The sequence below is a fragment of the Kitasatospora sp. NPDC056138 genome (assembly GCF_042264695.1).
Classification (GTDB): Bacteria; Actinomycetota; Actinomycetes; order Streptomycetales; family Streptomycetaceae; genus Kitasatospora.
In genome coordinates this window covers 1-24,838 of the sequence record NZ_JBHJVK010000044.1, presented here as the reverse complement: position 1 = coordinate 24,838, position 24,838 = coordinate 1, and the positions used below count along the sequence as shown (strand labels likewise).

The window sequence follows — 24,838 nt, the reverse complement described above, 5'->3', positions numbered from 1 at the left end:
CTGTTAGGAGCGATCACCCATGCTGGAACGCACCCGTCGCAAGAACCGCACCGAGGTCACTTTCGTGCTGCCGGCCGGTCATCCGGCCGGCGAGGCCAGTGTGGTCGGCGACTTCAACGACTGGCGGCCCGGCGCCCATCCGCTCGCGCCGCGCCCCGACGGCTCCCGGGCGGTCAAGGTCGCCCTGCCAGCGGACCAGCAGGTGGGGTTCCGCTACCTCGCGCACGGCGACTACTGGTTCGACGAGGAGGCGGCGGACGGCCACGACGGGCGCAACAGCCTCCTGAACACCTGACATCCCAGGTTCGGCAGCCCTGTTCCGAGTGACGGCCCGGTTCCGAGCGAACCGGGCGGTCCGTCCGGACATCCACCCAGCGTGCCGCCGCTCGCTGCCGCTCGACGCGGTAGCCGAAACGGAGGTGCAGGACGCCGCGGCCCACCGGTGAGCCGGTCGCCGGGACGTCGCCCACCGGAGATCCGGTCCGCGGCATGCCGGAGGGCAGCGGACCGCCCGGGTGCACGACGGCCGCACCGTGCGGCGCGGCTCGCCGGAACGAGGGCAGCGGCCGGGCAACGACGTTCGGCCGACGGGCGGGCCCGCCTCCTGCGGCCCTGCCTCCCGAGCCTCCTGCGGAACCGCAGGAGGCTCGGGAGGTCACCGTGACCGGTGACACGCCGAGTGAGCGGTCCGGCTGAGCGGGCTCGAACAGCTCCTGGAGGAGTTCCTCACGACGGGGCGGACGCTGGCGCATCCTGACGCAGAGGCCCTTCCCAGCGGCCCTGCGGCCCAGCGGTTCGCGGGACAACCCCTTTGCGGCTTCGGCAGCGGAAGTACCGGACTGTCGGATCGAGCCCGCGGTAGGGAGCGGGAGCTGCCGTCGACAAGTCAGCCGGCCGCTTCGTTCAGGGGCGGTCGTCGTGATGGCCGCAGAGCCAGGCCAGTGCCCGATAGGCGCCGAGGGCGTACGCGGCGTCGGCGTCATCGCCCCGGGACTCGCGCAGCCGTACGGCGGCCGCCTCGCATTCGGCGACGAGCTGCGCCGGGCAGGGACCGGCGGCGCCGAGGACGGCAGCGACGGCCGTTACCGGGCCGCCGAGTTGGCATCCGACGGCCCATCGGTAGCTGCCCAGTACGCCGTGTTCGAAGCCGCTCCACGGCGGGGGCCGCCCGTTCGCCTCCGATATCGCCTCGAACACCTCGTCCAGGCCGCGCGCCCCCACGGTCGGTATCGCCGTCTCGTCACCGGTCATGCCCCGCAATCTATGTCGGGCTGCCCCTGGTCGCCTCCGGGGCCGAGGCCGGGTGAACCTCCGGCGTCCGGCGGGAAGTCATGGTCGCTGCTCACGTTGCACCGGCCCCTTGCCGAGAGCGGCGCAGACCGCCTGCTCCGAAGACGGCAGGGGCCGGGGATGGGACCTCAGGTCGGTGGTGGGGCGCTCCTGAGCCGGGGGCGGCCCAGGAGCGGCGGTCTACCGAGATGCGTCGGAATAGGCGGCAGTGGCGCGAATTTCGACGAGCAGCCCCGGACTGGCGAGGGCGCTGACACCGATCAGCGACCAGGTCGGGAAAGGGGGCTTGATGAGGCGCTGCTTGGCTTCGAGGAAGCCGGGCATGTGCTGGTGGATGTCCACGTGGTAGCTGGTCACGTCCACGAGGGCGGACGGGTCGAGGTTCTCCAACCGGAGGATCTCCTCGATGCGCCGGATGGCGATCTCGGTCTGCTCTTCGATGGTGTCCGCGATGGTTCCGTCGGCACGGCGGCCGATGGTTCCGGCGATGAAGAGTAGACCGTGCGCACGGACCGCGGCGGAATAGCCGAAGCGGGCGAAGGCGCCGCGGGTCTCTCCGAAGACTTCGGAGCCCTCGGGGATCTCGACGGTGTGGATGGTCATGGCAGTGCTTCCCTTTCTCTGTTGAGTGGTCGTGGGATCCGTGACGTCAGCTGCCCCAGCGGGACGAACGACAGGCGTGCTCCAGTCGGGTCCGGCCGTAGGTCTCACGTTCTCGGAGGAATTCACCGGGATTCGTGTAGCGGGGTGCGTTCTTCGGGTTCTTCGCGGCTTGCGCGACGATCGCGTCGGTGAGTGAGCGGATCATCTCCAGTCTCGGGTAGGCGGCGTGCACCGCGTCGGCCTGCTCGTCGGTGACGGCTTCGACGTGACCGCTGCCCACCGCGCCGCCGAAGTCGAGTGCGACGCCTTCGCGGACGAGCAGGCACAACGTGCCGCGCCGTTCCGCGATGCCTGGGGAGGTGTGCAGGGCGATGGCCTGCCAGACCTCATCGGCGTCAGCCGCGGAAACTCCGCGCGCGACGAGGAACTCGGCGGCCCGGTCGGCCCCCTCGACCTCGAAACGCTGACAGTGCGCGCCGTCCGACGCGACGCCGAGGTCGTGCATCACGCAGGCGGCGAACAGCAGGTTGTCGTCGTAGTCACGGCCGACGGCCAGGTCGAGGCGGCCGGCCACCAACCTGGCGAACAGGTAGCTGCGGACGCTGTGGTTGAACACGGAGGGCGTTTGCACCGTCCGGACGAGATTCACGACGGCGTCGGCAAGTGGTGTGCCGGGCAGCGTGATCAGGTCCGTGGTCACCTCGCGGGTAGATCCGTTCATGACTTCAGCGTGGCCGTGACCGCCCTGACCTGGCGAGAGGCAAAATTACCCAACTTCGATAGGATCCTGCCATGGCAGTGCACCGAGTCGCAGTCCTGGCGCTGGACGGGGTCACCCCGCTCGATCTGGCGATCCCGACGCAGATCTTCAACGCCCGACCGGAGACCCCGTACGAGATGACCGTGTGCGCGCTCGACGCGCAGGTGACCACCAGCGCGGGCTTCGCACTGATCGCCGGTGGGGACTTGGAGCAGGTGCGCGTCGCCGACACGGTGATCGTTCCGGGGTTCGAGCCGATCCTCCAGCTTCCGAACGCCGTACTCGACGCGCTGGCCGAGGCCCGCGACCGTGGTCGGCGCGTGGTGTCGATCTGCACGGGAGCCTTCGCGCTGGCCGCGGCGGGCGTGCTGGACGGCCTGCACGCCACGACCCACTGGAAGCACATCGAGGAGCTCGAACGAGATTTCCCCGCCATCACGGTCGACCGCGACGTCTTGTACGTCGACGAGGGTGACGTGCTCACCTCGGCCGGGGTCTGCTGCGGCATCGACCTCTGCCTGCACATCGTGCGCCGCGACCTCGGGGCGGTGGTGGCCAACCAGATCGCCCGCGGCTTGGTCGCCGCCCCGCACCGAGACGGCGGGCAGGCGCAGTACGTACCCGCTCCGGTCGCAGTAACTGGCGAGGCCTCGCTCTCCACCACCCGGGGATGGGCCCTGCAACGACTCGAGGAGCCACTCACCCTGCCGGTGCTCGCCCGCCACGCCGGCCTGTCGCAGCGCACCTTCATCCGCCGGTTCGCCGAGGAGACCGGCACGACCCCGCTGCGGTGGCTGCTCAACGCCCGAATCAGCCTGGCACGGGAACTACTGGAAACCACGAACCACCCGGTGGACCGGGTGGCACGCGACTGCGGACTGGGCACAGCCGCCAACCTGCGCCTGCACTTCCGCCGCGCACTCGACACCACTCCCACTGCCTACCGACGCACCTTCTGGTGTTCGGACCACACACGCAAGCCGGACCCGTCGCCATGACCCGGACGCCTCACCACTGCCTCGGACAGCCTTGCCGATCGTTTCGGAACGAGGCTCCGAGCCGTCTCAAGCAGATGATGCCGCAGGCGAGTTGAAGCAGGCCTTGGTGGAGGTCGGCGCGGTCCTCCGATCGTGTCCGTTGTTCATGGTGCCGCGCGACGGGGCGTATACCGAATGGGACTCGATGCCCTCCGAGGAGCACCGCCTCAACGGCCAGTCCACGGCCTGGCGCGGCGTGACTCATGGCGAGGGGCGGAGCCGCGCACACGGCACCAGCAGGCTCGGCACCAGGAGGGTCGGCACCGAGCAGCGGGTCTTCCGCAAGGCGGGCCACCTGGATCTCAACCCGCCGCTGCACTGGACGACCCGCGGGGAAACCACTCGATCAACAATTGAGTGTCGCTGATCAGTTCGGGACTGGTAGCGTCCTCGACGTGGCAAAGCTGAACCAGATCATCGCCGTTGAAAAGGGCGTCAAGTCCAAGTCCTTCCAGGAGCTGACCCAGGCCCACCAGGACCTGCAGAAGCCCGCGCTGCTGGCCGGGATCTCCCGCACGTACCAGCCCAAGGACGAGGAGGGCGAGCAGCTGCCGCCGGAGTCGACCCGGGTGCAGCTGAAGGCCGAGGACATCCTGCGGTCCACCGCGGTCACCCTCACCCGGCTGTTCGACGTGACGGCCACCAAGGACTGGGCCAACATCGGCGCCAGCGCGGACGTGGTGGTGGACGGTCAGGTGCTGCTCGCCCGGGTGCCGGTCCCGTACCTGCTCTTCCTGGAGAAGCAGCTCACCGACCTGTTCACCTTCGTGAAGAAGCTCCCGGTGCTGGACGCCTCCGAGTCCTGGAACCTCGACCCGTCCACCGACTCCTGGAAGACCGAGCCGGTGCGCACCATCCGGACCAAGAAGGTGCCGCGCAACCACGTCAAGGCCGAGGCCACCGAGAAGCACCCGGCCCAGGTCGAGGTCTACTACGAGGACATCGCGGTCGGCTACTGGACCACCGTCAAGTTCTCCGGTGCGCTGCCGGCCCGCAGGGTGAACGAGCTCGCCGAGCGGGTGGAGAAGCTCCAGCAGGCGGTCAAGTTCGCCCGCGAGGAGGCCAACGCGGTGGAGGTCACCGACCAGCGGGTGGGTGACGCAGTCTTCGGCTACCTGTTCCGGTAGCCTCATGATCGCCCGCCCGGGGAGCCGGGCGGGTGCGCCGAGCGCGCTAAGGACCCCGTCCGGGAGACCGGGCGGGTGCGCTGCGCGGTGCGAAAAAGCTGACACTGATGTTGAAGCTGACCAGGGGTCACAGTGGAGGTTCAAATCCTTCCCCCGGCACCACCGGCCGGGGTAGCCCAAGCCAGGAAGAGGCAGACCCCATCAAGCTCAGACTCTCGCTCCAGTCTCAGCATTCGCCGCCGAACACCGGATCGACCGGGTGCGGACGAATATCGACGAATGCGGGTTCAAGTCCTGTCTGTGCCGCTCCGTGGCACGGTAGTTCAAAGGTAGAACGCGTCGATTTCAATCTGATCCGCGACCCTTAAACGTGCCGGTGTGCGCAATTGGGCGGCAAACAGGGGCCCGGGAGCTGGCTACGCTCCCGGGTCCTCTCGCGCTTCCAGGACGGCTGGTACGGCAGGATGACCGATTCCGAGGGATCGTTCCGTGGGCAGGCGGATAGCATGCGCGGATCGCCTTGGTGCACCTGCGTCGCTCGGTCCGTGCGGTCGTTCTCGACGAGGGACCGCATCGTGCCGGCCGTCTGCCGCTGCTGTCCGCGCGGCACCGCCTCTCTCCACTCCCGGTGAAGCACGGATCCCGGGGTCCCCGACGGGGCCTGGGCGGTAGTCACGGGTGGCGTGCCGCTCCGGCTGAAAAGCAACTGACAGGCCGGGTGGGGAACGATAGGCTCCCCGTGATGATGACTCGTTCTGATGACAGATTGGGGGTCCCGTCCGCGCAAGGTGAGCGCTGATGCTCACTCGGACCGCGAATGGGGACTCCCACCTTTCCCGCTGGCTGCGCGTGCGCGAGTTCGCCGTGCCGCCCTCCATGATCGATGCTGCGACAGCCCGCCGTTCCGCCGGGGACTGGGCAGGGGCGTGCGCCGCCGCAGGCATCGACGTCGACCTCGGACTGCGTTCCGTGGCGCGTACCCACGGCCGGGAACTGGCCGCCCGGGTCCGGGCCGACCTCCGCCGGCTGGCTCCCGACCTGTTGCGCTGGCACCTGCCGAGGATTGCCCCTGACGGGCTGCTGCGCCCGGGGCTGACCATCACTCTGGCCCGGTACGACGATGCCGGGCCGGACGGCGAGTGCCCCGTGCACCTCGTGGTCCGGACTCCACCGGCCTGGGCGGATGCCGGTCAGCGGATCAGCCTCGCGCTGTGGGACGGATCCCACTTCGGTGCCGGCGCCTGCCGTCATCCGCATCCCCGTCCCGACCGGCGGTTCCGCCTCGACCTGCACCGCCACCTCTGGGACGCGCGCAGGGCCGGTGAGCTGCGGATCAGGTCCGGTGCCGACCGGCTGCTCGCCGACGGCCCTGCGGCGCCGGGCCCGGATCTGCCGGACCCGTACCCGGATCTGCTGGGGCCGGGGCCGCAGGACCGCCGTTGTGCCGTCGACCGGTGGGCGGCCGAGGCCGGGTTGCTGCTCCGCGCCGAGGGGCGGCCCGCCGGTGCCGTCACCGTGCGGCTCGGCGCCCGGCAGCGGTTGGTCCTCGACGTGGCCGCGGACCGGGACGGCGCGGGGCCGCCCGCACTGCGGATCGCGGCGCCGTCGTCCGCGGACGGCGGCGCCGCGGCGCTGCCGGTCCTGCCCGACGCGGCGACCTGGGTGCTGCCCGATCTGGAACTGATCCGGGCCGGTCTGATCGAGGTCGGCCGGCTGCACCCGCTGGTCGCCTCGGCGCTGGCACCGGATCATCCGCGGGCCGGTCCGCTCCGGACCCCGGACCGGCCGGGACATCCGCGCCTCGTGGAATGCCGTGGATCTCGGCACCGGATCGGCCTGGTCGACGGGGTACTGTCCCCGCTGGACCACGACCCGGCCGAGATCCGCCGGGAGGAACTGCTGGCCGCACTGACCGGCACTCCGCTTCCCTGCCTGCAGGCGATCGACCTGGCGCACCGCCGTCCGGACTGCCTCGCCGGTGTCCGCGAACGCCTGGACCACGGTGACACCGCCGGCGCGCTGGCCGTCGTCGAGGGCCTGCTGGGCCCCGACGCGGTGCTGCGCAGCGGCGATCTGCGGGACGAACTGGAGGCGGCCGCGCTGCGGCGGATCACCTACGGCCTGTTCAGGGCAGGCCTGGCCGGGCCCGACCCCGGCCGCATCCACCCGGAGCGCCGCCGTTCCCGTGACTTCCGCGCGCACCCGCGCCACGCGCTGTCCCGCTGACCGGCCACACGCTGACCCGCTGTGCCGCTGACCGGCCACGCACTGTCCTGCTGACCCGCTGTCCTGCTGACCCGCTGACCCGCTGACCCGGGGGCCTGCGCCCAGGCTCCCACTTCGGCCCACCACCGACCGACAGGTGATCAAACATGCCCGTACACACCGCACGCCCCCCGTTCGCCGCCGCCGGCACCCCGTCCGGCCCGGCCCGCGCCTCCCAGCTCGACGTCGCCGGCGAGTTGCTGGCCCTGCTGCGCGACACGACCACCGAACCGCGCCCCGACACCCAACTGGAGGCCCTGACACTGGCCGTGGCCGCCGACCTGCCGGTCCTCCTGTGGGGTGAGCCTGGGATCGGCAAGACCGCAGCTCTCACCCAGCTCGCCGCGGCCCTGGACCTTCCGCTGACCACAGTGATCGCCAGCGTGCACGAACCGTCCGACTTCTCGGGGCTCCCGATCGTGGGAGACGATCCCGCGGAACAGGGCGTCCCGATGGCCCCGCCGGACTGGGCGGTGCGGCTGGTACGGGCCGGCCGGGGGCTGCTGTTCCTGGACGAGCTGTCGACCGCGCCGCCGGCCGTCCAGGCCGCCCTGCTCCGCCTCGTGCTCGAGCGGCGGATCGGAGCCCTGCAACTGCCCCCCGGGGTACGGATCGTGGCGGCCGCCAATCCGCGGTCCTCGGCGGCCGACGGCTGGGAGCTGAGCCCGCCGTTGGCCAACCGGTTCGTCCATCTCCAGTGGACCCACGACCACGAGGTCGTGGTACGCGGCCTCGGTGGGACCTGGCCCCGGGCCACACTGCCGAGGCTCGACCCCGAGCGGCTGCCACAGGCCGTGGACTTCGCCCGTCGTGCGGTCTGCGGGCTGCTCTCCGCCCGCCCCGCGCTCGTGCACCGGCTGCCCAGCGGTGAAACCCGCCGGGGCGGCCCCTGGCCGTCTCCTCGGAGCTGGGAGATGGCACTGTGCCTGACCGCCTTCGCGACCGCGGCCGACTCCTCCCGGGAGGTGCTCTCCCTGCTGGTCAGGGGCACCGTGGGGGACGGGCCGGGACTGGAGCTGCTGGCCGGCCTGGACCGGATGGACCTCCCGGACCCCGAGGTGCTCCTCGCCGACCCGGCGGGCGTCGTCCTGCCCGAGCGGGGGGACCTGCGCCAGGCCGTGCTCGACGGCGTGGTGGAGGCGGTCCGCAGGCGCCCGGAGAAGTCCCGCTGGGACGCGGCGTGGGCGCTCATGGCCCGGGCGATCGAGACCGGAGCCCCGGACCTGGTGGTCGTCCCCGCGACCACGCTCGCCGCGCTGCGCCGACAGGACTGGGACGTACCGGTGTCGATCGACCGGCTCGCCAGAGCGGTGTCCCTGTCCCGGCGGGCGGACCACGCGGCGGACCGGGCCGCGGCCGCCGCCGAGGCCGGCCGATGAGCCCGGACGCACCGGGGGCACTAGACCTCGACAAGCTCTTCGCCGCCCGGCTGCACGCGGCACGGGCCCGTCCCTACCTGGCGACGGCACTGTTCGCCCTGCACACCGTGGAGTCGCGGAGGGTACCGACGATGGCCGTCGACCGGCACTGGCGGTGCTACGTCTCCCCGGCGTTCGTGAACCGGACGCCGGTGGAGGAACTGGCCGGGGTCTGGGTGCACGAGGTGTCGCACCTGCTGCGCGACCATCACGGGCGCAGTGACCGGGTCGCGCGCGAGCGCGGGCTGACCGGCCCGGGGGAGCGGCTGCGGATGAACATCGCCGCGGACTTCGAGATCAACGACGACGTGTTCGGCGACGGGCTGGTCCGGCCCGAAGGCGCCGTCGAACCGGGGTCCCTGGGGCTGCCCGAAGGGGAGCTCATGGAGGACTACCTGCGCTGGTTCCGGCTCGGACCGCGCACGCAGAGCCTGGTGTGGCTGGACTGCGGCAGCGGCGCCGACGGCTCGGACCGTGAGTGGGACCTGGGACCGGACGGCGCACACGGCCTCAGCGCGCAGGAACGCGACGCGGTCAGGTTCCGGGTGGCGCAGGGCATCACCGCCCGTCCGGGGAGCACCCCGCAGGGGTGGCGCCGATGGGCCGAGGAGGCGTTCCACCCGCCGCAGCCCTGGCGGGAGTTGCTGGGAGCGGCGGTCCGCTCGGCGACCTCCGGCGCGGGTGCGGGCGAGGACTACACCTTCGGTCGGCCGTCGCGCCGCTCGGCCGGGGTGCCCGGCGCGCTCCTGCCGAGTCTGCGGCGCCGACCGCCCCGGGTCTCCGTGGTCATCGACACCTCGGGGTCGGTCAGTGACGCCGAACTGGGCAGTGCGCTCCACGAGGTTGCCGCGATCACCCGCGCCGTGGGCGGCCGTCGCGACCTGATCACCGTGCTGCCGTGCGACGCGGCGGCCCGGATCGTGCACCCGCTGTGCCGTGCCGAGGGAATACCGCTGATCGGCGGTGGGGGCACGGATCTGCGCACGGGCTTCGCCAGGGCGCTCCGGGCGGGGCCCCGGCCGGATGTCATCGTGGTCCTGACCGACGGCCAGACACCCTGGCCGAGCACGCGACCACCGTGCCGGACGGTGGTGGGCCTCTTCTCCCGGCAACAGGTGACCCGGTCGTGGGACGAGGACGATCCGGACTACGTGCCGGACTCACCGCCCGTGTGGGCACGGGTGGTTGACATCGGGTCGGCTCCGGCTGCTCGGTGAGCCCCGTCAGGATGAGGCGGACACATCGGATCCGGTGTGCGGCCGACCTCGAAACGGCGATGCCGTCAAGGGTGCGTGGCCGCCGGGGCGCAACGTCCTCTGCGAACACCGCGCCGCCGAGCGGGTCATCCTGCGGATGTAGACCCGCGGGCCAATGCGTACCCGAATGATCAGCCGGTGGGCGGATGCAGCCCGAGCGGGGCGCGTGACAGCGTTCCGTCTGTGCTCACGGACCGTCAGATCGGCCTCCGTGACGCATCCGAGGATCAGGAACACCCAGGGGAGGGTCCGTGACCACCACGCCGTTCACAAGCCGGGACGGGATGACGCGCCGCCGCATGCTGGGCGCCGCGCTCGCGACCGGGGCTGCCGTGCCGCTCGCCGCCGCGGGCCCCGGCTGGGCCGCCCCGGCGACCCGGGGCGCGTCGGCCCCGACCGGTTCGGCCCCGGCGCAGTTGACGCTGCCGGAGCCCACCGGCCCGTACCGGGTGGGCACGGTGGAGCTGCACCTCGTCGACACCTCCCGCCCCGATCCCGACGCCGGCCCCGGCCACTACCGCCAGCTGATGGCCAGCGTCTGGTACCCCGCTCGTGGCGACGTCGACCGGTACCTGCGCGTGCCGTGGATGCCCGCCGGCGTGCTGCGGGCGTTCCTCTCCTCCGCCGACTTCCCGCCCGACGTCGCGTTGGCGCCGTTGACGGCCGGTCACGAGGGCGCCCCGGTGCACCGCACGGGCCAAGGCCTGCCGGTGATCGTGTACTCGCACGGCGCACACAGCCACCGCGCCGACCACACCGTGATCGTGCAGGAACTCGCCAGCCACGGCTACGTCGTGGTGACGGTGGACCACATCAACGACGCGTTCAGCCGGCTGCCCGACGGCCGGGTGGTGACCCCGATCATGGACGGTCAGCACGGGATGGGCCCGGCGGACTTCGCCACGGACATCCGCTTCGTCCTCGACTGCGTCGAGCAGCTCGCCGCCGGGCACAACCCCGACGCCGAGCGCCGCCCGCTGCCGGACGGGCTGTGCGAGGCCCTCGACGCGTCGCGCATCGGCATGTTCGGCTGGTCGAAGGGCGGCACGGCCACCGCCTGCGTCATGCTGGCGGACGGGCGCGTACGGGCCGGGCTGAGCCTGGACGGACCGATGCACCCCACGATCACCACCGACCTGGACCGGCCGTTCATGATGATGACCGCCGTGTACACCCGCGCCCAGGACCCGGACGCGGCCGTGTTCTGGTCCCACCTGAAGGGCTGGCGGCTCAACGTCCAGGCCGACGGCGCGACCCACCAGTCCTACGGCGACAACCAGGTGCTCGTGCCACAGGTGGCGAAGCTGGTCGGGATGAGTGACGACCAGCTGAAGGGCTGGATCGGCACCCTCGACCCGGCCAGGGCCGTGAAGATCCAGCAGGCCTACCCGGTCGCCTTCTTCGACCAGCACCTGCGCCACCACCAGCGGGGCCACCTGCTCGACGGGCCGTCGCGGGCCTTCCCCGAGGTGCAGTACCTGCCGTAGCGGCAGCGGACGGACCGCGGCGCCGCGGGGGTGCGCCGCGGTCCGTACGAAACCTCGGGCAGAGGATCGAGCAGGGCCCGGACACCGGGCTCCTCGCCCGTGCCGCAACCGAGGGACACATGCTCGGCCACGGGCTGCTGGACGAACCCCCGCACAGCAAGAACCCGCTCCGCCTTCGTCAACTCCTGCTCCACGTCGGCGTTTTGGCGGAGCCGAGCGAGGATGGCCGTGCCTTCGCACCGGAGGGAGCCGCCCGCCGCTTGCGGCGGCCGTTGAGACGGACGTTTGCGGTGGGGAAACGTGGGGGACTGCCAGTCCTGCCCCGTCGCCTGGTGCGAGCAGGACTTCGGCGACGCGACTCCGGAGGAGATCCGCCAGGCCCTCCTGGCAGAACACGGACCCGCCCGGCTCCGGCTGACAGAGCCCGGAGCGAGTGCAGTGCCCGTCCTTCGCGCCATTCGAGAGGTGCACGGCCTGTCACTGGCACAAGCACGCTCCTTGGCAGAGGAGTTGAAGACGGTCGGCCTCGTGGGCACGTTCGTCGAGATGGAACTCGTGGCTGCCCGACTCCGACACCACTCCGTCGGAGCGACAGTCGAGACGTCGTCCGGCTGACCGTCGGAAGCGTGTGACACGCCGGGCGGCACGATCTCGGCTCTCACCTGCACAGCCGCTCCCGGAGACGCTACGGACAATCGCCGCTGACGCGACCCGAAGCCGGACCGGCGGGGGATGCCGTCGACACTCCTCATCGTCGTGTCAGCCGCGTCGCCCCGCCGGTCCTGACCGTTCGTCAGCGTCGTCGTCGCAGCATCTGCCGCAACGAGATCACCACGGCCGGCACGACCATCGCGATGACGGCGGCAGCAGAGGGGTTCTGGTCGTTGCCGACGACCGTCAGAGTTCCGAGGATCAGCAGGAGTCCCAGTGCGGCCGCCGAGCGCGGGTGGGACAGCACCCACAGGGAGATCCGCGCTTTCCACGCGGAGATCCTGTTGAAGCGGGGAGTGGGAGGCGCCACCGGCTTCGCCGGAGGCTTGGGGATGTGTTCCTGCGGACGGGCGGGGAGCGGGACCACGACGGCCTGGGGAACCGCCGCGTCCACCTGGGCGACGACGCGCGCGGGCAGCCGGTACAGAGTGGGCTCGATGTCCACGCTCATGCCGTCGAAGCCGGTTAGGTAGCGGGCGCCGTCGGGGTGGGTCAGCATGGCCGCGCACTCCTCGTAGCGCACGGTCGCCTGGCCGTGGGGACCGACGATGCTCACACCGTCGGCCCCCACCACGAGAGCGTGTCCCTCGTGTGGCGCCGAGCGCCAGCGCTTGCCGGCCACGGCCGTGTCCGACGAGGTGGGGGCGGCGGTGAAGCCGGCCCAGTCCGCACCGGTGCCCCGGGGCGTCATCAGCAGTGCGGACGCGGCCGCCTCCTGAGCGACCCGTCCGAGGTCCGCGGCGGTCACCGCGGCCAGTTGGGACCTCAACTCGGCCACACCCAGCGGAGTGCGGCCGAGCAGCAGGTCGCGGGCAGTACCGGGCAGCCTGCGGGCCGCTGCATCCGGTTCCTCGAGCCGGCCCAGCGCCTGGTCGCGGACGCTGTCCAGCTCGGCCCGGTCGATCCGGCCCACCCGCAACCCGGCCAGTACGTCGACGAAGCCGCCCAGTACGGCCTCCCGTTTCGCCGGCAGGGCGTCGGCCACGGCGGTGACGACCGCGAACTCGGCGTCCCTCGACGAGTACTCGGCCGCCGCCTGGTACGAGAGGCCGTCCTCCTGGCGCAGTTGCCGGAAGAGCGCCCGGCCGAGCACGTCCGCGTAGAGCATCGCCGCAGGGCTGCGCCGCACCACCGAGTGCAGCAGGACATGGTTCTCGCCCCCGTGGAAGTACGCCGGTGAGGTGGGCAGCGCCGAGGTCGCGGCCGGCGCCGGATGCCGTACCCCGTCGGGGAGTTGCAGGTCAAGGCCGTCGGGCAGGTGGTCGGAGGTGAGCCAGAGCACCGCGTTCTGCCTGGTGAACCAACGGGCCGCCCACTCCCGGACATCGTCAGGGCCGACCCGGTGCAGTCCGTGCTCGGGATAGCTCAGCAGACCGTACCCCTGCGCGCCGTGACGCCAGAGCGGGAGCGGGCTGTTGCCACCGCGTCCGGCCGCCTCGGTGCGCAGGATCTCCTTCTCGATCTCCAGCCGGTCGAGCGGCAGATCACGCAGCGAGGCACAGACGCCGTTGAGGTAGGAGACCACCTCGGTCGCGGTCCCCTGGACCACGAAGTGTGTCTCGGTGGCCGAGGTGGCACCGTTGAAGTGGAAGTCGGTCAAGCCCTGCCGGTGCAGTGCGAGATGCTCGGTGAGGTGGGTGATTCCGGCGGTCGCCAGGGTCTCGTCGGCCCGCCCGACGCGGAACATCAGCCCGGCCTGCAGCGGACCGCTCATCGGGGTGAGGACGGTCGGAATGCCGTTGACCTCGGTGTGGCGGATCATCTTCGGCTCAGCCCTTCTTCGCGCTCGCCGCGGCGTGCAGTGCGGCCTCGCGCTGGCGTACCAGCAGCGCGTCCGGCCGGCCGGACATGGCGTCCCAAGGGTATTCCGCGGCGAACTCGCCCAGCTCAGCGAAGTGGACGGCCGCCGGCCCGTGCTGACCGCAGACGCTGAAGGCCGCGGCCAGGATGCTGCGTGCCGCGATCCAGCTCATGTTCGGCCGGTGGTCGGGGTGGAGTACGGATGCCTCCGCTGCCCCGGTCAGCTCCTCCTGCACTCCCTCGGCCCACCAGTAGGTGTGCTGCCGACCGGTGGGCAGTTCCATCCAGCGCTCCAGGTGCGCCTCCACCGTGATCAGGGCATCCAGGCCACCCGGCAGGGAGTTCTTCCGGCACTGCCTGCCGAAGGCGTGGGCCGCCTTCCAGCTGCCGCCCCACTTTGGGCAGAGTTGTTGCAACAGCTGGCCCTGTGCCTGGAAGTGGTGCGGCTGGTACGCCGCGAGGCGGTCGTAGCGCCGTCTGGCCTCGGACTGACCGAGCTCCAGCCCACGGCAGGTCATCAGGCGCAGGTACCAGCCGAGTACGTGTCCGGGCTCCATGGCCACGGCGTCGATCAGCAACTGCTCGGCCCGCCGCAGGTGGTCGTGGAACTGCGCGAACTGATCGCGTGACACGTTCTGGGCTCGGTAGCCGGACCGGATCGCCCAGCCGGCACGGATGAGGCGGAAGGCCAGCAGCGACCGGGCCAGGCCGGCATCCACTCCCTCTTGCCGCTCCGCGACAGCGGACCGTAGGAACGCATCGGCGCCCGCGGTGTCGGCAACGGTCCGCGCGGCGGTCGCCACGTCGTCGTCATCGTCGAGCGCCGCGAAGAAGTCGCTGACGGCGGACCAGTCCTGTTGCCGCACCGCAGTGCGCAGGGTGGTGAGATGAGGGAAGGCCGCGTAGAGGTCGTAGACCGGTTGACCCGGCGGCTGAGCAGAGGACACGCGGATGATCATAAGAGGTTGTCAGCCGGTCATCGCACCGGATGTCCGGTGGAGTTGGGGCCTTGTGGCCGGACGGCACACCGGCCCCGGCGGCAGCACCGACCTGCGCTGCGTGCGCTCAGCCGTGACCCGTCGTCCGTTCGGGCGCCGGAGCCCACCTGCTGTGCCGCGCAGCATTCCGACCACGGGGTGCCCGGATCCGGTGCGGTCGGGGGAACGCCCCCTTGCACGGTCAGGGCTGGACGAAGCAGGACGCCCGGCCGCGCCCCAGGGACAGTTCGCGCGCATCCGGATACAGGTAGCCGAACGCGGCGTCGGCAGGGACGGAAGCCGGCCGAGCCTTCGTACAGGCATCCTCCGCGGCGGCCTGGGGGTTGACGTCGTCCCCACCGGGCAACCCCGGCGTGGCGTACACCCGGCCGTCATGGCTCTCGGAACAGGGGACGAGCAGAACCGATCGGATCCCGCCGCCCGCATCCCGGGAACGCACCAGGAAGCAGTCCCCGGGCTTCAGGTCGAACACACTGTCCGCCTGCTCCTTCGAGACTCCACCCGCCTTGTCCCGCTGGACATGGGCACCGGCCACATCCGCGAGACCGACGAGGAACAGGACCCACACCACCGCGGCGACCAGGCCGGTGAGTGCCACGCCCTTGCCGCGCTGTCCGCTGCGCCGTACCTGCACCAGCCCGATCACACCGAAGACCAGAGCCAACGGCACCAGCGCCAGCAGCCCGCACAGGCGTGCCCAGCTCGCGAAGCGATTCGTACCGAGCGGCGGACCACCGTCGTCCGCCCTGCCCGCCCCCCACTCACGTACCGCGAGGGGGCCCTGCTGTGCCATCACTACCTCAACCTTCGCCCGCACTCCCGTGCAATCACCGTGAGGCGAGACCCTAGCGGGTCCCGCCCACTGCAACCCCCGCGGGCCCGTCGGAGCGGTTCTCGGATCGGACCGGGGGCCGATCAAACCCGCACTCGGCCGGCCCTTGTGGCCGTCAGTGCCGCGGACCCTGCCACGCAGCACGTCTTGCTACCGGTGCATCCCACTGCCCCGCCGGTGCCGGGTCCGGCATCACGGAAAGTGCCGACGATGCAGCTCCTGCTGTCCCTTGACTGCCAGGGCCTCGATCTGGTCGGAGAAGTCTGCCGCCGCGGCTCCCTGCTACCGGGTGAACTGGGGGCGTCCGAGCTGGTGGACGGTCCATCCGGCTTCGCGCCACGGTCCGGCATCCAGGACGTTGCGGAGGTCGACGAGCAGTCGGGCTGCCACCCGGTTCTGCAGCACGGCGGGTTCGACGTCGCGGAACTGGGGCCACTCGGTGCCGATCACGATCACCTCCGCGTCCTGGCAGGAGGCCGTGAGGTCGTCGGCGTAGTCCAGTTCGGGGTGCCGGACGATCGCGGCTCCGTTGGCGTGCGGGTCGTGGACGGTGATGTGCGCCCCCCGACGGTGCAGGAGGCCGGCCAGGGCGAGCGACGGCGATTCGCGGACGTCGTCGGTGCCGGCCTTGAACGAAGCGCCCCACACGGTGATGCGGGCCCCGCCGACGGGTCGACCGAGGGCCGTCTCGATCATGCGCAGCGCGGTGTCGGGCCGGTTCTCGTTGATCTGCTCGGCGGCGCGCAGCAGTACGACTGCGTCGGTGGCGCCGAGGTGGTCGGCGCTCGCGGTGAAGGCGCGGACGTCCTTGGGGAGGCAGCCGCCGCCGTAGCCGATGCCGGGTTGCATCCCGCCGGTGCCGATCCGCGGGTCCAGGCCGAGCGCCCGTACGAGGGTGAGGACGTCGGCCCCGGCCGCGGTGCACATGTCGGCGACGGCGTTGATGAAGGACACCTTCAGCCCGAGGAAGGTGTTCGCGGCGCCCTTGATCAGTTCGGCGGTCTCGGGGGTGGTGACGATCAGCGGGACGCCGTCGGCGAGGACCGGAGCGAACACCTCCCGGACGGTCTCCTCGGCCTCGGGGGTGGTGAGCCCGGCAACCAGGCGGTCCGGGTGCAGGGTGTCCTGGACGGCGTGGCCCTCGCGCAGGAACTCCGGGTTCCACACCACCTGTACGGCCTTCCCCGCGGGCGCCAGGCGCTGGACGAGCCGGGTCAGGTGGGCGGTGGTGCCGACGGTGACGGTGGACTTGCCGATGATCGTGCACGGGCGGGTCAGGAGCGGTGCCAGGGCGCGGGCGGCCCCGAAGACCTGGCCCGGGTCGTAGGAGCGGCCGTCCGCGTCGATGGGGGTACCGACGGCAAGGAAGTGGACGTCCGCGAAGTCGGCGGCCTCGGCGATGCTGGTGGTGAACCGGAGCTGTCCGGAGCCGGTGTGCTTCTCCAGCAGTTCGGGAAGGCCGGCCTCGTGGATGGGGGCCTGCCCGCGGTTGAGCCGGTCCACCTTCGACCGGTCGAGCTCCACGCCCAGCACCTCGTGCCCGAGGTGGGCCATGCCGGCGGCGTGCGGGATCCCCAGGTGGCCGCAGCCGATGACGGAAACTCGCATGATGGCCCCTGTCGCTCGGTGGTCTCGGGTCGCAGCGCTGTGTGCCCCAAAACGCTATCGCTTCGGCCGAGTTGGGCGTCGCATCGTCGACCGGCCGTCAGGCCCGCCGTTCAGGGGCCCGCACAGCTGAGCCGACGCCGGGATCTCCTCCTGGCGGATGGCGGCGTCACCTTGACGGGCGCCCTCGATCGGGTACTCCTTGAAGGTGCCCTGCGGCCCGGGCTTCTCTCACGGCTCAGCGGAGCCGTCCAGGTAGGAGAAGAAGAGGCGCTGCGGGTCGTACTCGGCGCGCAGCGATTGCAGACGCTCCCAGTCGGGCGCCGTGAACGACCGGCGGGCGCGGGAACGGTCGGCGGTCAGGTCCGCTTCGGCGATGTAGTGCCCGGTTCCGAGCGGCTGAAGGGTGTGCATCGCTTCGCGCAGCCAGGCGATGTTGACGTCGTCACGCGCCGGATCGTCCCAGATCGCGTAGGGCACGACGTAGCTGTCGCCGAGGGGGGAGAAGGCCATGTTCCGTAGCAGCCCGTCCTCCTGCGAGACCGGTGAGACGGGCGCCAGGACGATGGACTTCGCGGAGGGTGCGCTGGTGAGCGCGTCGCCCAGCTTCGCCAGCAGTGAGGCGTGGTCCTCCTGCGACCACAGGGTGTCGGCGGCGTACCGGTGGTTCTCGGGCCACAGTCCTCTGGCGGCCTCGTAGAGGGCGGCGAGGGACGTCGGCTCGTCGAGCCGCCGGGAGAGCGGGCGCTCGGCGAGCGGGCAGCCGTGCAGCGGCCGCAGGGCGCGGACGGCCTCGGGGTGGGAGGTTGCGAACGCGGTGGCGGTGACGGTGACCACCTTGGCGGATGGCCGGTCCTCCGTCAGGGGCGGGTCCGCGGTGGCCAGGAGGAAGGACAGTTCGACGTTCGCCGGCAGCTCGTGCGCCGTCTCGACGGCCCAGCGGGCCACGGGTTCGACTGCCGTCAGGGGAAAGACGTAGGAGGTGGTGGCGAGTGCCGCCGGCCGCGGGTACAGGCGGAGGCGGAAGCCGGTGACGACGGCGAAGAAGCCGCAACCCGCGCCCCGCGCTGCCCAGAACAGGCCCGGGTGCTCGTCCTCGGTGCACATGACCGTCTCACCGCCGGCCGTCACCGCCGTGATCTCCTGGACGCTCGCGCAGCCTGCTCCCCACAGACCGGAGTTCCAGCCGAGCCCGCCGCTGAGCAGGTAGCCGCCCAGTGCGACGGAGGGGCAGTGCCCTGCCGGGAAGGCGAGACCGTGCCGGGCGAGCTCCGCAGCGAACTCACTGCCGATGGCGCCGGGCTGCACGGTCGCCGTCGCGGAGTCGGCATCGATCTCCCACCTGCGGAGCCCGGCGAGGTCGAGGAGCATGCCGCCGTCGCGCAGGGGCGAGCCCCACCAGTTGTGTCCGCCGGCCCGGACCGCGACCCGCAGACCGCGGGACCGGGCCAGTCTGAGGGCTTGCGCGACGTCCCGCTCGCCGGCGGCCCGGACGATCACGTCCGGGTACCGCTGCGGTCTGAGGTCGTTCCACAGCTCACCCGCCCAGAGGGCCTCGTAACCCGGGTCGCCCCGGTGGACGAGCGCGCCCTCGATGCCCGAGGACCCACCGTGCTCACTCATGCCGGCCTCCTGGTGGGCCGCTCAGGCTCCAGCGCCCTCCGACCACCGCGCACCTCCACGCACCTCCACGGACCCGTGCCGGGCGAGGGACCCGCGCCGGGCGCGCTGGAAAGCGGGAGGACGCGTGGCAGCCGCTGCCACCGGGCCCGACGGGCCGGCCCGGCAGATCCGGCATGGACCCGTCCGCACCGGCCGGTCCGTCACGCCCCGCCGACGTCGAGTCGGCGAGCCGGCCGGAGCCGGGCCGTGGTTGCTCTAGTACGGGTGGTGGTCCGGCTTGTCCGTCCACGCCTGGTAGGCGGGCACACCGAGCTCGGGGTGGAGTTGCTCGACATGGATCCGTCGCTCTTCGTAGGGCTTCTGGAAGTCCTCGTACTGGAAGGCGTCGTCGAACCCGATCTTCCGGGTGTCCTCCAGGTCGCGGCAGAAGTAGACGTGGTCGATCCGTGCCCAGTAGATGGCGCTCATGCACATGGGGCATGGCGCGCCGCTGATGTAGATGGAGCAGCCCTTGAGCATCCGGGCGCGCTCCGGCACCGGGTCGGTGGATCCTTCCGGCCGTGGGATGTACTCGAGGGTCGACTCGTCCTGATGGTCTTCGGGAATGGAGGGCGACTCCGGGTTGAGCATCTGGCTGGCCCTGCGGATGGTCTCCACCTCGGCGTGCGCGGTGGGGTCCCCGGTGAGCAGGACCCGGTTCTGTCCACGCGCGATGATCTCACCGTCCCGGGTGAGGACGGCGCCGAAGGGACCGCCCCAGCCGTTCTCGACGGACTCGATGGCCAGCCGTACGGCTTCCTCCAGGAAAGCCTTGTGGTTGTCCATGGCATGACCTCCCGATGGCCCATCGTGTGGGTGAGTGTCATGTATTACCCGATTGATCCCTTTTGGCTAGCGTAGTCCGGGTGAATGCTTCCGCAAGCCGTCGGGACGACCTCGCCACCGTGGTCCTCTCGCAGAAGGTACGCAAAGACCGCGAGGCGGACTACCGGCACTGGCAGGACCGGATGACCACGCTGGCGCGAGGCTTCGACGGTTTCAGCGGCACCGAGGTCTATCCGCCCGGGGAGAGTGCGGAGGGTGAATGGGTGGTCGTCTTCCGTTTCGGGCGCATCGACCAGCTCACGGCCTGGCTCGATTCCCCCGAGCGCGGGCGGATGCTGGAGGAGGGGCGCCCCCTGTTCGAGGGGCCGCTGACCCAGGAGGTGCTGGTCGACGAGCCACCGGCCCAAGCGGCCGTGACGGCCGTGATCTCCCATCGCGTCACCCCCGGCCGTGAGCCGCGGTTCGTGCACTGGCACGCGAAGCTGCAGAAGGTGCAGGAGAAATCCCCCGGCTACATGGGGGACGAACTCTTCCGGCCGGTGCCGGGAGTCCAGGAGAACTGGGTGTCCGTCGTGCGCTTCGACACCCAGGAACACCTGGAGACGTGGCTCGCGTCCGCCGCGAGGAGGAAGCTCCTCGCCGAGGGCCGCGACGCCTACGCCTCCTTCGACGTACGGCAGATCGCCTCGGCGTTCGGCGGATGGTTCCGCTTCGGCCGCGACACCGGAGCGGCCGACATCCCGTCCAACTGGAAGCAGGCCATGTCCGTGGTCCTGGGGCTCTACCCGACCGTCATGGTGCTCAACCTGACGGTGGGCAAGGTGCTGCAGGCCGCCGACGTCCCGGGCTACCTGGCACTGTTCATCAGCAACGTGCTGAGCGTCAGCATCCTCACCTGGGTGGTGATGCCGCTGATCAACCGGGCCCTGGAGTTCTGGCTGGTACCCGGGCCGGCGGCTCCGGGACGTACCCACGTGCTGGGCACCCTGGTGGTCGCCTCCGCCTACGTGGCGCTGCTGGCGCTCTTCGGCTGGACGGTCGGCCGATCATGAGGGCGTTCGTCTTCAAACGCGTGGGCGAAGTCGGCGTCACGGAGAAGCCGGTACCGGCACCCGGGCCCGACGAGGCGCTGGTGCGCACCACCGCGGCCATGGTCTGCACCTCGGACGTGCACAACGTGAACGGAGCCATCCCGATCGCACCCGGCGTCACGCTGGGGCACGAAGCGGTCGGCCTCGTCCACGCACTGGGGGTCGAAGTGAACGGCCTGCAGGTGGGTCACGGGTCGCGGTGAGCGGCGTCACGCCGTGCTTCCAGTGCGACTCCTGCCAACGAGGCTTCGCCTCCCAGTGCGGAGGAAGGATGATGGGCGGCGGTGATCGTTTCGTGCGCCGGGCATCACGACGGCGTACGGACGACGATGATGCGGATGCCGCGGCCCGGGGCCCACGGTGTCGGCCGCGTCCGTGGCGGTCCGGCGATCGCCGGACCGGTCGCCGGGCAGCGGGACGTGTTCACCGCGGCTTGCGGGGACCGGCCCTCCGGCCTGCGCGGGCCCAGGGGCAAGCCCTGCCCATCCCGCCCCTGGGTCCGCCTGCCGTGTCTGCTGGCCGAGTTCGCCCCGCGTACGCGGCCAACCTGCCGCGGCTCGCTCCGACTCGCAGTCGGTGAGGGCGGGCTGTGCCCGCCCTCACACCGGCTCCGACGCATCGCCAGGACTTCGGAGACGTGTACGTCGGGTTCGGTTTCCGGGTCGGATGCTCAGCCGTTGGCCAGGGTGCGGCCGAGGAGGGGGAGCAGGCAGTCCCAGTGGCGCTGCAGTGCGGCGGGGTCGAAGGCGTCGGTGTCGGCCATGGTGAAGCCGTGGACGGTGCCGGGGTAGATCTCGGAGGTGTAGCTGACGCCTGCGGCGTCCAGGGCCTGGTTGAGCTCGCCGAGGGCCTCGGGCGTCATGTCGGATTCGGCGTGACCGAGGTGGACCTGGGCGGTGAGCTTGGCGAGGCTGTCGGGCCCGTCGGCGCCCACGGGGCCGTGGAATCCGGCGACGGCCGCCACCTGGCCGGGGTGGGCCGCGGCGGTGCGCACCGCCAGGAGGCCGCCGATGCAGTAGCCGGTCACCGCGACCGGTCCGGCGGCGACCTCGGGCTGGGTGGTGAGGAACCTGAGGTAGGCGTCGGCGTCGCTCAGGACACGTTCGGCGGTGTGCGCCTCGATCAGGGGCATCAGCTGGGCGAAGACCGCGGGCCGGACCTCCTCTCCGATGTGCTCGGGAAGTTCGATCACCGGTGCCGGGCCGTGCCGGTAGAAGAGGTTGGGGACGAGCACGTAGTACCCGTGCCCGGCCAGTTCGCGGGCCATCTCCCGCAGCACGGGCCGGATGCCGAAGCCGTCCGCGTACATCAGCACCCCCGGGTGCCGCCCGCCACCGTCGGGGAAGGAGGCGAACGCGTCGGCCTGGCCGTCCGCGGTGGGAATCTGCAGCATCTTGGTGGGCATGAATTCTCCTGTCGTGGTTGACGTGTCGAGCCTGTGGTCAACACGACGGAGGCGGAGCCCGCGCAGCAGCGCGAGGCCCTCGGTCCAACAGCGGGCCGGCACCGGCCCGTACGGCGCTCAGAGGAGCACCGGGTCACCGATCCGTGTGTGGCGCAATGCCGTCCCGGTCGTCATGGCTGTACAACGTAGCCCACCGGATGGAGCCGATGCCAGCCTCCCACGCACACAGGGCTGTTCGCGAGAACGATCTCGGTCAACACCTCAGGATCCGGGAGTCAAACCCCGGCATCCGCAAGGGGCGAACAGCCGCCTGCACGCTGCACGCGCATTTGGTCTTCACGCCCAGGCACCGGCGCGGACCCTGCACCGACGAGATCCTTCGACGCCGTGAGGAGACCATGCGCGCCGTCTGTGCCGACTTCGAAACCGAACTGGTCGAGTCCAACGGCGAGAAGACCCACGTCCGTCTGCTCGTGCACTACCCGCCGGAGGTTGCACTGTTTCCCTACTCCTGCCACGTTCGGCGAAAGTGCGGACGCAGACCCCTGACCGGTGGGCGCGCCGACAGGTGCAGGGCCCTCGGTAGAGTCTGGGCAATGACAGGAAACCGGGGCCGCTGGCCGAAGATCGACCAGGATCGTGGCATCGAGGACGTGACGCTCCTCATCCTGGAATGGCTGGGCGAACAGGGCGTGAATGCCATGATCAGGGTGGACGCCGAGAGGGTGGCTGACAACGCGCCGGCGTGGACATTCGCCGCCAGTGGCGGTCCTTTGGAGCATGGCATGCGTGCTGACGGGAGGACTGTGCAGCAATGCATGTCCGCCGCCCTGTCCCAGCTGCGCAAGGCCGGGGTGTCGGTCCCGTTTTGATCTTCATCTTTGCCCGCCTCTGACTTCGATCATGACGTTGGTCTCCGCGCCTCAGCTGTTCTTCCGGACCGGCTGAAGCCCGGCATACCGGGCTGGACTGCAGCTGAGGTGACCCCCAAGGCCGGGTGGTTGGCGCTGGTGGCGGGGGTGCAAGGCGAGGTCGAGGTCCCGCGTCATGCCCGGAACGTGAGCAACGCGGCCCCGGCAGGACCGGCAATCGCATGCCCCGCGTCCTCGCCTTGCCGCAGGCAGAACCCCAACGACAGTGGCGGGCAAGGGAGATCGCCGACTCCTCGGTGACGTCACCCTCGTCGCCACCTATCGACAGCTCGCCCGCTGGACGGAGAGAGGGCTGATCAGAAGGGTCCGCACCGGGCGTTACACGGCAGCCACGCCCCCACAGCCTGCTCCTCGCACCCACGCCACCAGCGCCAACTACCCGGCCTTGGGGGAACTTGAGGAAAAGGCCTCTGCCCGCTGCCGGGCGGTTCAGGGCTGCCGGAGTGCCAACGGGGGGTCGATCGCCTCGACCGCCGTGACGAGGGGAGCCAGTTCGGGATTGCGCGCGGCTTCGTCGAGCGCCTCGCGGAGGGCGGCGTCGTTGGTCGGCCGGGCTTCGTCGAGGAGCTTCAGCCCGTCCTCGGTGACGTTGGTGTAGATGCCGCGGCGGTCGGTGGGGCACAGGTAGCGGGAGAGCAGGCCGCGGTCCTCCAGGCGGGTGACCAGCCGGGTGGTGGCGCTCTGGCTGAGGACGACCGCGTCGGCGACCTGCTTCATCTGCAGGTGCCCGCCCACGCCGTCGTGCTGGCGGCTGAGCACGTCGAGCAGTGAGTACTCGCGCACGCTCAGGTCGTGCTCGGACTGCAGGGCGCGTTCGATGTGCGCCTCGATCCTGCCGTACAGGACGTAGAGGGCGGCCCATCCGTTGGCGAGGGCGGTCAGCGCCGGGTCCGTGGCGGTCATGGGTCCGGGTCTCCTTCCGGGTGCGACAGGGACCAGGATAAGCCCTGTTCTGAAATATCAGCCAGAGCATGTATAAGGCCTGTGCAACCATCTCTCGTTCGGTGCCGGAGCTGGGAGCCAGGTGCCGGGGGGCGAGAAGCATGATCCGCCGCCGCCCGAGTGCCGGTTCCGCTCGACCCTTCGAGGGCCCGCCCCGCGCCCGCCGGCGCTCTGTCCGGGCTCCGGTTCCGGTGCCGTTCCCGTGGTGGCGCCAGTGTCGGTGGTTGCGGTGCAGGGGCCGTGCCCGGTCGGGCCGGATACGGCGTGCGGCAGTGCCGCCGACGCCTGGGTGTCCTGCGGCCGGTGCTGGGCTTCCTGGGGGAGTGGCTCGGGGCTTGCTGTCGAACGCCTCGGCCCGCCCCGGGCGGGATGCCAGGGGAAATTGCCCGCACTTGCAGATATGACGCGTCTGCAACTATTGTTGAGGCTTGTAAGACGCACTAGCAATCGTACGGAGGGTTGCGTCATGCCTCTCGCGCTCCTCGCCCTGGCCATCGGGGCCTTCGGGATCGGCACCACCGAGTTCGTGGTCATGGGCCTGCTGCCCGAGATCGCCGGCGACTACGGCGTGTCCATCCCCAACGCGGGCCTGCTCGTCACCGGATACGCGCTCGGCGTCGTCGTCGGCGCGCCGCTGATGACGGCGGTCGGCACCAGGATCAGCCGCAAGACGATGCTCATGCTGCTGATGGGCCTGTTCGTGGTCGGAAACCTGCTCTCCGCGTTCGCGCCGAGCTTCCCGCTGATGCTCGTCGGACGGATCGTGACCTCGCTGGCCCACGGCGCCTTCTTCGGCATCGGCTCGGTGGTCGCCGCCGACCTGGTCGCCCC

Annotated in this window: 23 protein-coding genes and 1 pseudogene; 13 read left to right on the top strand and 11 right to left on the bottom strand. The window is 71.1% G+C overall.

Features of this window, described 5'->3' with window-relative positions; translation table 11 throughout:
* Positions 1 to 19 precede the first annotated feature (19 nt).
* Positions 20 to 295 carry an isoamylase early set domain-containing protein gene (locus tag ACFC1R_RS24715; RefSeq protein WP_045303993.1) on the top strand — a complete coding sequence of 92 codons (276 nt, stop codon included), beginning with the start codon at positions 20 to 22 and terminating at the stop codon, positions 293 to 295.
* 608 nt (positions 296 to 903) lie between these two features.
* On the opposite strand, the gene ACFC1R_RS24710 is transcribed toward ACFC1R_RS24715, so the two are convergent.
* The 3 genes from ACFC1R_RS24710 to ACFC1R_RS24700 all read right to left on the bottom strand — a co-directional run bounded on the left by ACFC1R_RS24710 (position 904) and on the right by ACFC1R_RS24700 (position 2,614).
* On the bottom strand, positions 904 to 1,251 hold the full coding sequence (locus tag ACFC1R_RS24710; protein ID WP_375942043.1) for a hypothetical protein: 348 nt from the start codon (positions 1,249 to 1,251) through the stop codon (positions 904 to 906).
* A 219-nt stretch (positions 1,252 to 1,470) separates the two neighbouring features.
* Complete coding sequence (locus ACFC1R_RS24705) at positions 1,471 to 1,893, bottom strand: Rid family hydrolase (protein WP_375942041.1); 423 nt, start codon at positions 1,891 to 1,893, stop codon at positions 1,471 to 1,473.
* A gap of 46 nt (positions 1,894 to 1,939) precedes the next feature.
* Positions 1,940 to 2,614, bottom strand: a complete 675-nt coding sequence (locus tag ACFC1R_RS24700; protein ID WP_375942039.1) for an HD domain-containing protein — start codon at positions 2,612 to 2,614, stop codon at positions 1,940 to 1,942.
* A gap of 71 nt (positions 2,615 to 2,685) precedes the next feature.
* On the opposite strand from ACFC1R_RS24700, the gene ACFC1R_RS24695 reads away from it, so the two are divergent.
* The 7 genes from ACFC1R_RS24695 to ACFC1R_RS24665 all read left to right on the top strand — a co-directional run bounded on the left by ACFC1R_RS24695 (position 2,686) and on the right by ACFC1R_RS24665 (position 11,243).
* On the top strand, positions 2,686 to 3,651 hold the full coding sequence (locus ACFC1R_RS24695; protein WP_375942037.1) for a GlxA family transcriptional regulator: 966 nt from the start codon (positions 2,686 to 2,688) through the stop codon (positions 3,649 to 3,651).
* Between the two features lie 184 nt (positions 3,652 to 3,835).
* Positions 3,836 to 4,057 carry a hypothetical protein gene (locus tag ACFC1R_RS24690; RefSeq protein WP_375942125.1) on the top strand — a complete coding sequence of 74 codons (222 nt, stop codon included), beginning with the start codon at positions 3,836 to 3,838 and terminating at the stop codon, positions 4,055 to 4,057.
* 28 nt (positions 4,058 to 4,085) lie between these two features.
* Entirely contained in the window at positions 4,086 to 4,817 is a 732-nt protein-coding gene (locus ACFC1R_RS24685) for a hypothetical protein (RefSeq protein ID WP_375942035.1), read from the top strand.
* 798 nt (positions 4,818 to 5,615) lie between these two features.
* Positions 5,616 to 7,043, top strand: coding sequence for a hypothetical protein (locus ACFC1R_RS24680; protein WP_375942033.1), 1,428 nt, complete (start codon positions 5,616 to 5,618; stop codon positions 7,041 to 7,043).
* Positions 7,044 to 7,189: 146 nt separating this feature from the next.
* On the top strand, positions 7,190 to 8,461 hold the full coding sequence (locus ACFC1R_RS24675) for an AAA family ATPase (protein ID WP_375942031.1): 1,272 nt from the start codon (positions 7,190 to 7,192) through the stop codon (positions 8,459 to 8,461).
* Positions 8,458 to 9,717 (top strand): VWA-like domain-containing protein, encoded by a 1,260-nt coding sequence (locus ACFC1R_RS24670; protein ID WP_375942029.1) that lies wholly within the window; start codon positions 8,458 to 8,460, stop codon positions 9,715 to 9,717. The genes ACFC1R_RS24675 and ACFC1R_RS24670 overlap by 4 nt, the downstream gene beginning before the upstream one ends.
* Positions 9,718 to 10,007: 290 nt before the next feature.
* Positions 10,008 to 11,243 (top strand): alpha/beta hydrolase family protein, encoded by a 1,236-nt coding sequence (locus ACFC1R_RS24665; RefSeq protein ID WP_375942027.1) that lies wholly within the window; start codon positions 10,008 to 10,010, stop codon positions 11,241 to 11,243.
* A 793-nt stretch (positions 11,244 to 12,036) separates the two neighbouring features.
* Here the strand turns inward: ACFC1R_RS24665 and ACFC1R_RS24660 are convergent.
* From ACFC1R_RS24660 to ACFC1R_RS24635, 6 genes are all read right to left on the bottom strand, one after another.
* Positions 12,037 to 13,716, bottom strand: a complete 1,680-nt coding sequence (locus ACFC1R_RS24660) for a M16 family metallopeptidase (RefSeq protein ID WP_375942025.1) — start codon at positions 13,714 to 13,716, stop codon at positions 12,037 to 12,039.
* 7 nt (positions 13,717 to 13,723) lie between these two features.
* Positions 13,724 to 14,701: a hypothetical protein gene (locus ACFC1R_RS24655; RefSeq protein ID WP_375942023.1), complete on the bottom strand. Its 978-nt coding sequence runs from the start codon at positions 14,699 to 14,701 to the stop codon at positions 13,724 to 13,726.
* Between the two features lie 232 nt (positions 14,702 to 14,933).
* Positions 14,934 to 15,545: a DUF4190 domain-containing protein gene (locus ACFC1R_RS24650; protein ID WP_375942021.1), complete on the bottom strand. Its 612-nt coding sequence runs from the start codon at positions 15,543 to 15,545 to the stop codon at positions 14,934 to 14,936.
* Between the two features lie 321 nt (positions 15,546 to 15,866).
* Positions 15,867 to 17,192, bottom strand: a complete 1,326-nt coding sequence (locus ACFC1R_RS24645) for a UDP-glucose dehydrogenase family protein (RefSeq protein ID WP_375942019.1) — start codon at positions 17,190 to 17,192, stop codon at positions 15,867 to 15,869.
* 228 nt (positions 17,193 to 17,420) lie between these two features.
* Positions 17,421 to 18,812, bottom strand: coding sequence for an FAD-binding oxidoreductase (locus ACFC1R_RS24640; protein WP_375942017.1), 1,392 nt, complete (start codon positions 18,810 to 18,812; stop codon positions 17,421 to 17,423).
* A gap of 255 nt (positions 18,813 to 19,067) precedes the next feature.
* Positions 19,068 to 19,637, bottom strand: coding sequence for a nucleoside deaminase (locus ACFC1R_RS24635; protein ID WP_375942015.1), 570 nt, complete (start codon positions 19,635 to 19,637; stop codon positions 19,068 to 19,070).
* An 80-nt stretch (positions 19,638 to 19,717) separates the two neighbouring features.
* Between ACFC1R_RS24635 and ACFC1R_RS24630 the strand changes: the two genes are divergently transcribed.
* Together ACFC1R_RS24630 and ACFC1R_RS24625 are read left to right on the top strand one after the other, a co-directional pair.
* Positions 19,718 to 20,689, top strand: a complete 972-nt coding sequence (locus ACFC1R_RS24630; protein WP_375942013.1) for an antibiotic biosynthesis monooxygenase — start codon at positions 19,718 to 19,720, stop codon at positions 20,687 to 20,689.
* On the top strand, positions 20,686 to 20,931 hold the full coding sequence (locus ACFC1R_RS24625) for an alcohol dehydrogenase catalytic domain-containing protein (RefSeq protein ID WP_375942011.1): 246 nt from the start codon (positions 20,686 to 20,688) through the stop codon (positions 20,929 to 20,931). Before ACFC1R_RS24630 ends, ACFC1R_RS24625 begins: the two co-directional genes overlap by 4 nt.
* A 467-nt stretch (positions 20,932 to 21,398) precedes the next feature.
* Here ACFC1R_RS24625 and ACFC1R_RS24620 read toward each other — a convergent pair whose 3' ends face one another.
* Positions 21,399 to 22,133, bottom strand: a complete 735-nt coding sequence (locus ACFC1R_RS24620; RefSeq protein WP_375942009.1) for a dienelactone hydrolase family protein — start codon at positions 22,131 to 22,133, stop codon at positions 21,399 to 21,401.
* 155 nt (positions 22,134 to 22,288) lie between these two features.
* Between ACFC1R_RS24620 and ACFC1R_RS24615 the strand changes: the two are divergent.
* A pseudogene (locus ACFC1R_RS24615) lies at positions 22,289 to 22,621 on the top strand (transposase); the annotation flags it as partial.
* Between the two features lie 108 nt (positions 22,622 to 22,729).
* A complete protein-coding gene (locus ACFC1R_RS24610) occupies positions 22,730 to 23,005 on the top strand; it encodes a hypothetical protein (RefSeq protein WP_375942119.1) in 276 nt (91 codons plus the stop codon).
* A gap of 489 nt (positions 23,006 to 23,494) precedes the next feature.
* On the opposite strand, the gene ACFC1R_RS24605 is transcribed toward ACFC1R_RS24610, so the two are convergent.
* Entirely contained in the window at positions 23,495 to 23,968 is a 474-nt protein-coding gene (locus ACFC1R_RS24605; RefSeq protein ID WP_375942007.1) for a MarR family winged helix-turn-helix transcriptional regulator, read from the bottom strand.
* A 505-nt stretch (positions 23,969 to 24,473) separates the two neighbouring features.
* Between ACFC1R_RS24605 and ACFC1R_RS24600 the strand changes: the two genes are divergently transcribed.
* Positions 24,474 to 24,838, top strand: a 365-nt coding sequence (locus tag ACFC1R_RS24600; RefSeq protein ID WP_375942005.1) for an MFS transporter, incomplete at its 3' end; no start/stop codon positions are given.

Excerpts from the sequence above, each read along its gene's own strand:
- ACFC1R_RS24715 (WP_045303993.1), top strand. The coding sequence starts at position 20 with ATGCTGGAACGCACCCGTCGCAAGAACCGCACCGAGGTCACTTTCGTG.
- ACFC1R_RS24710 (WP_375942043.1), bottom strand. The coding sequence starts at position 1,251 with ATGACCGGTGACGAGACGGCGATACCGACCGTGGGGGCGCGCGGCCTG.
- ACFC1R_RS24705 (WP_375942041.1), bottom strand. The coding sequence starts at position 1,893 with ATGACCATCCACACCGTCGAGATCCCCGAGGGCTCCGAAGTCTTCGGA.
- ACFC1R_RS24700 (WP_375942039.1), bottom strand. The coding sequence starts at position 2,614 with ATGAACGGATCTACCCGCGAGGTGACCACGGACCTGATCACGCTGCCC.
- ACFC1R_RS24695 (WP_375942037.1), top strand. The coding sequence starts at position 2,686 with ATGGCAGTGCACCGAGTCGCAGTCCTGGCGCTGGACGGGGTCACCCCG.
- ACFC1R_RS24690 (WP_375942125.1), top strand. The coding sequence starts at position 3,836 with ATGCCCTCCGAGGAGCACCGCCTCAACGGCCAGTCCACGGCCTGGCGC.
- ACFC1R_RS24680 (WP_375942033.1), top strand. The coding sequence starts at position 5,616 with ATGCTCACTCGGACCGCGAATGGGGACTCCCACCTTTCCCGCTGGCTG.
- ACFC1R_RS24675 (WP_375942031.1), top strand. The coding sequence starts at position 7,190 with ATGCCCGTACACACCGCACGCCCCCCGTTCGCCGCCGCCGGCACCCCG.
- ACFC1R_RS24670 (WP_375942029.1), top strand. The coding sequence starts at position 8,458 with ATGAGCCCGGACGCACCGGGGGCACTAGACCTCGACAAGCTCTTCGCC.
- ACFC1R_RS24660 (WP_375942025.1), bottom strand. The coding sequence starts at position 13,716 with ATGATCCGCCACACCGAGGTCAACGGCATTCCGACCGTCCTCACCCCG.
- ACFC1R_RS24650 (WP_375942021.1), bottom strand. The coding sequence starts at position 15,545 with ATGGCACAGCAGGGCCCCCTCGCGGTACGTGAGTGGGGGGCGGGCAGG.
- ACFC1R_RS24645 (WP_375942019.1), bottom strand. The coding sequence starts at position 17,192 with ATGCGAGTTTCCGTCATCGGCTGCGGCCACCTGGGGATCCCGCACGCC.
- ACFC1R_RS24640 (WP_375942017.1), bottom strand. The coding sequence starts at position 18,812 with ATGAGTGAGCACGGTGGGTCCTCGGGCATCGAGGGCGCGCTCGTCCAC.
- ACFC1R_RS24635 (WP_375942015.1), bottom strand. The coding sequence starts at position 19,637 with ATGGACAACCACAAGGCTTTCCTGGAGGAAGCCGTACGGCTGGCCATC.
- ACFC1R_RS24625 (WP_375942011.1), top strand. The coding sequence starts at position 20,686 with ATGAGGGCGTTCGTCTTCAAACGCGTGGGCGAAGTCGGCGTCACGGAG.
- ACFC1R_RS24620 (WP_375942009.1), bottom strand. The coding sequence starts at position 22,133 with ATGCCCACCAAGATGCTGCAGATTCCCACCGCGGACGGCCAGGCCGAC.
- ACFC1R_RS24610 (WP_375942119.1), top strand. The coding sequence starts at position 22,730 with ATGACAGGAAACCGGGGCCGCTGGCCGAAGATCGACCAGGATCGTGGC.
- ACFC1R_RS24605 (WP_375942007.1), bottom strand. The coding sequence starts at position 23,968 with ATGACCGCCACGGACCCGGCGCTGACCGCCCTCGCCAACGGATGGGCC.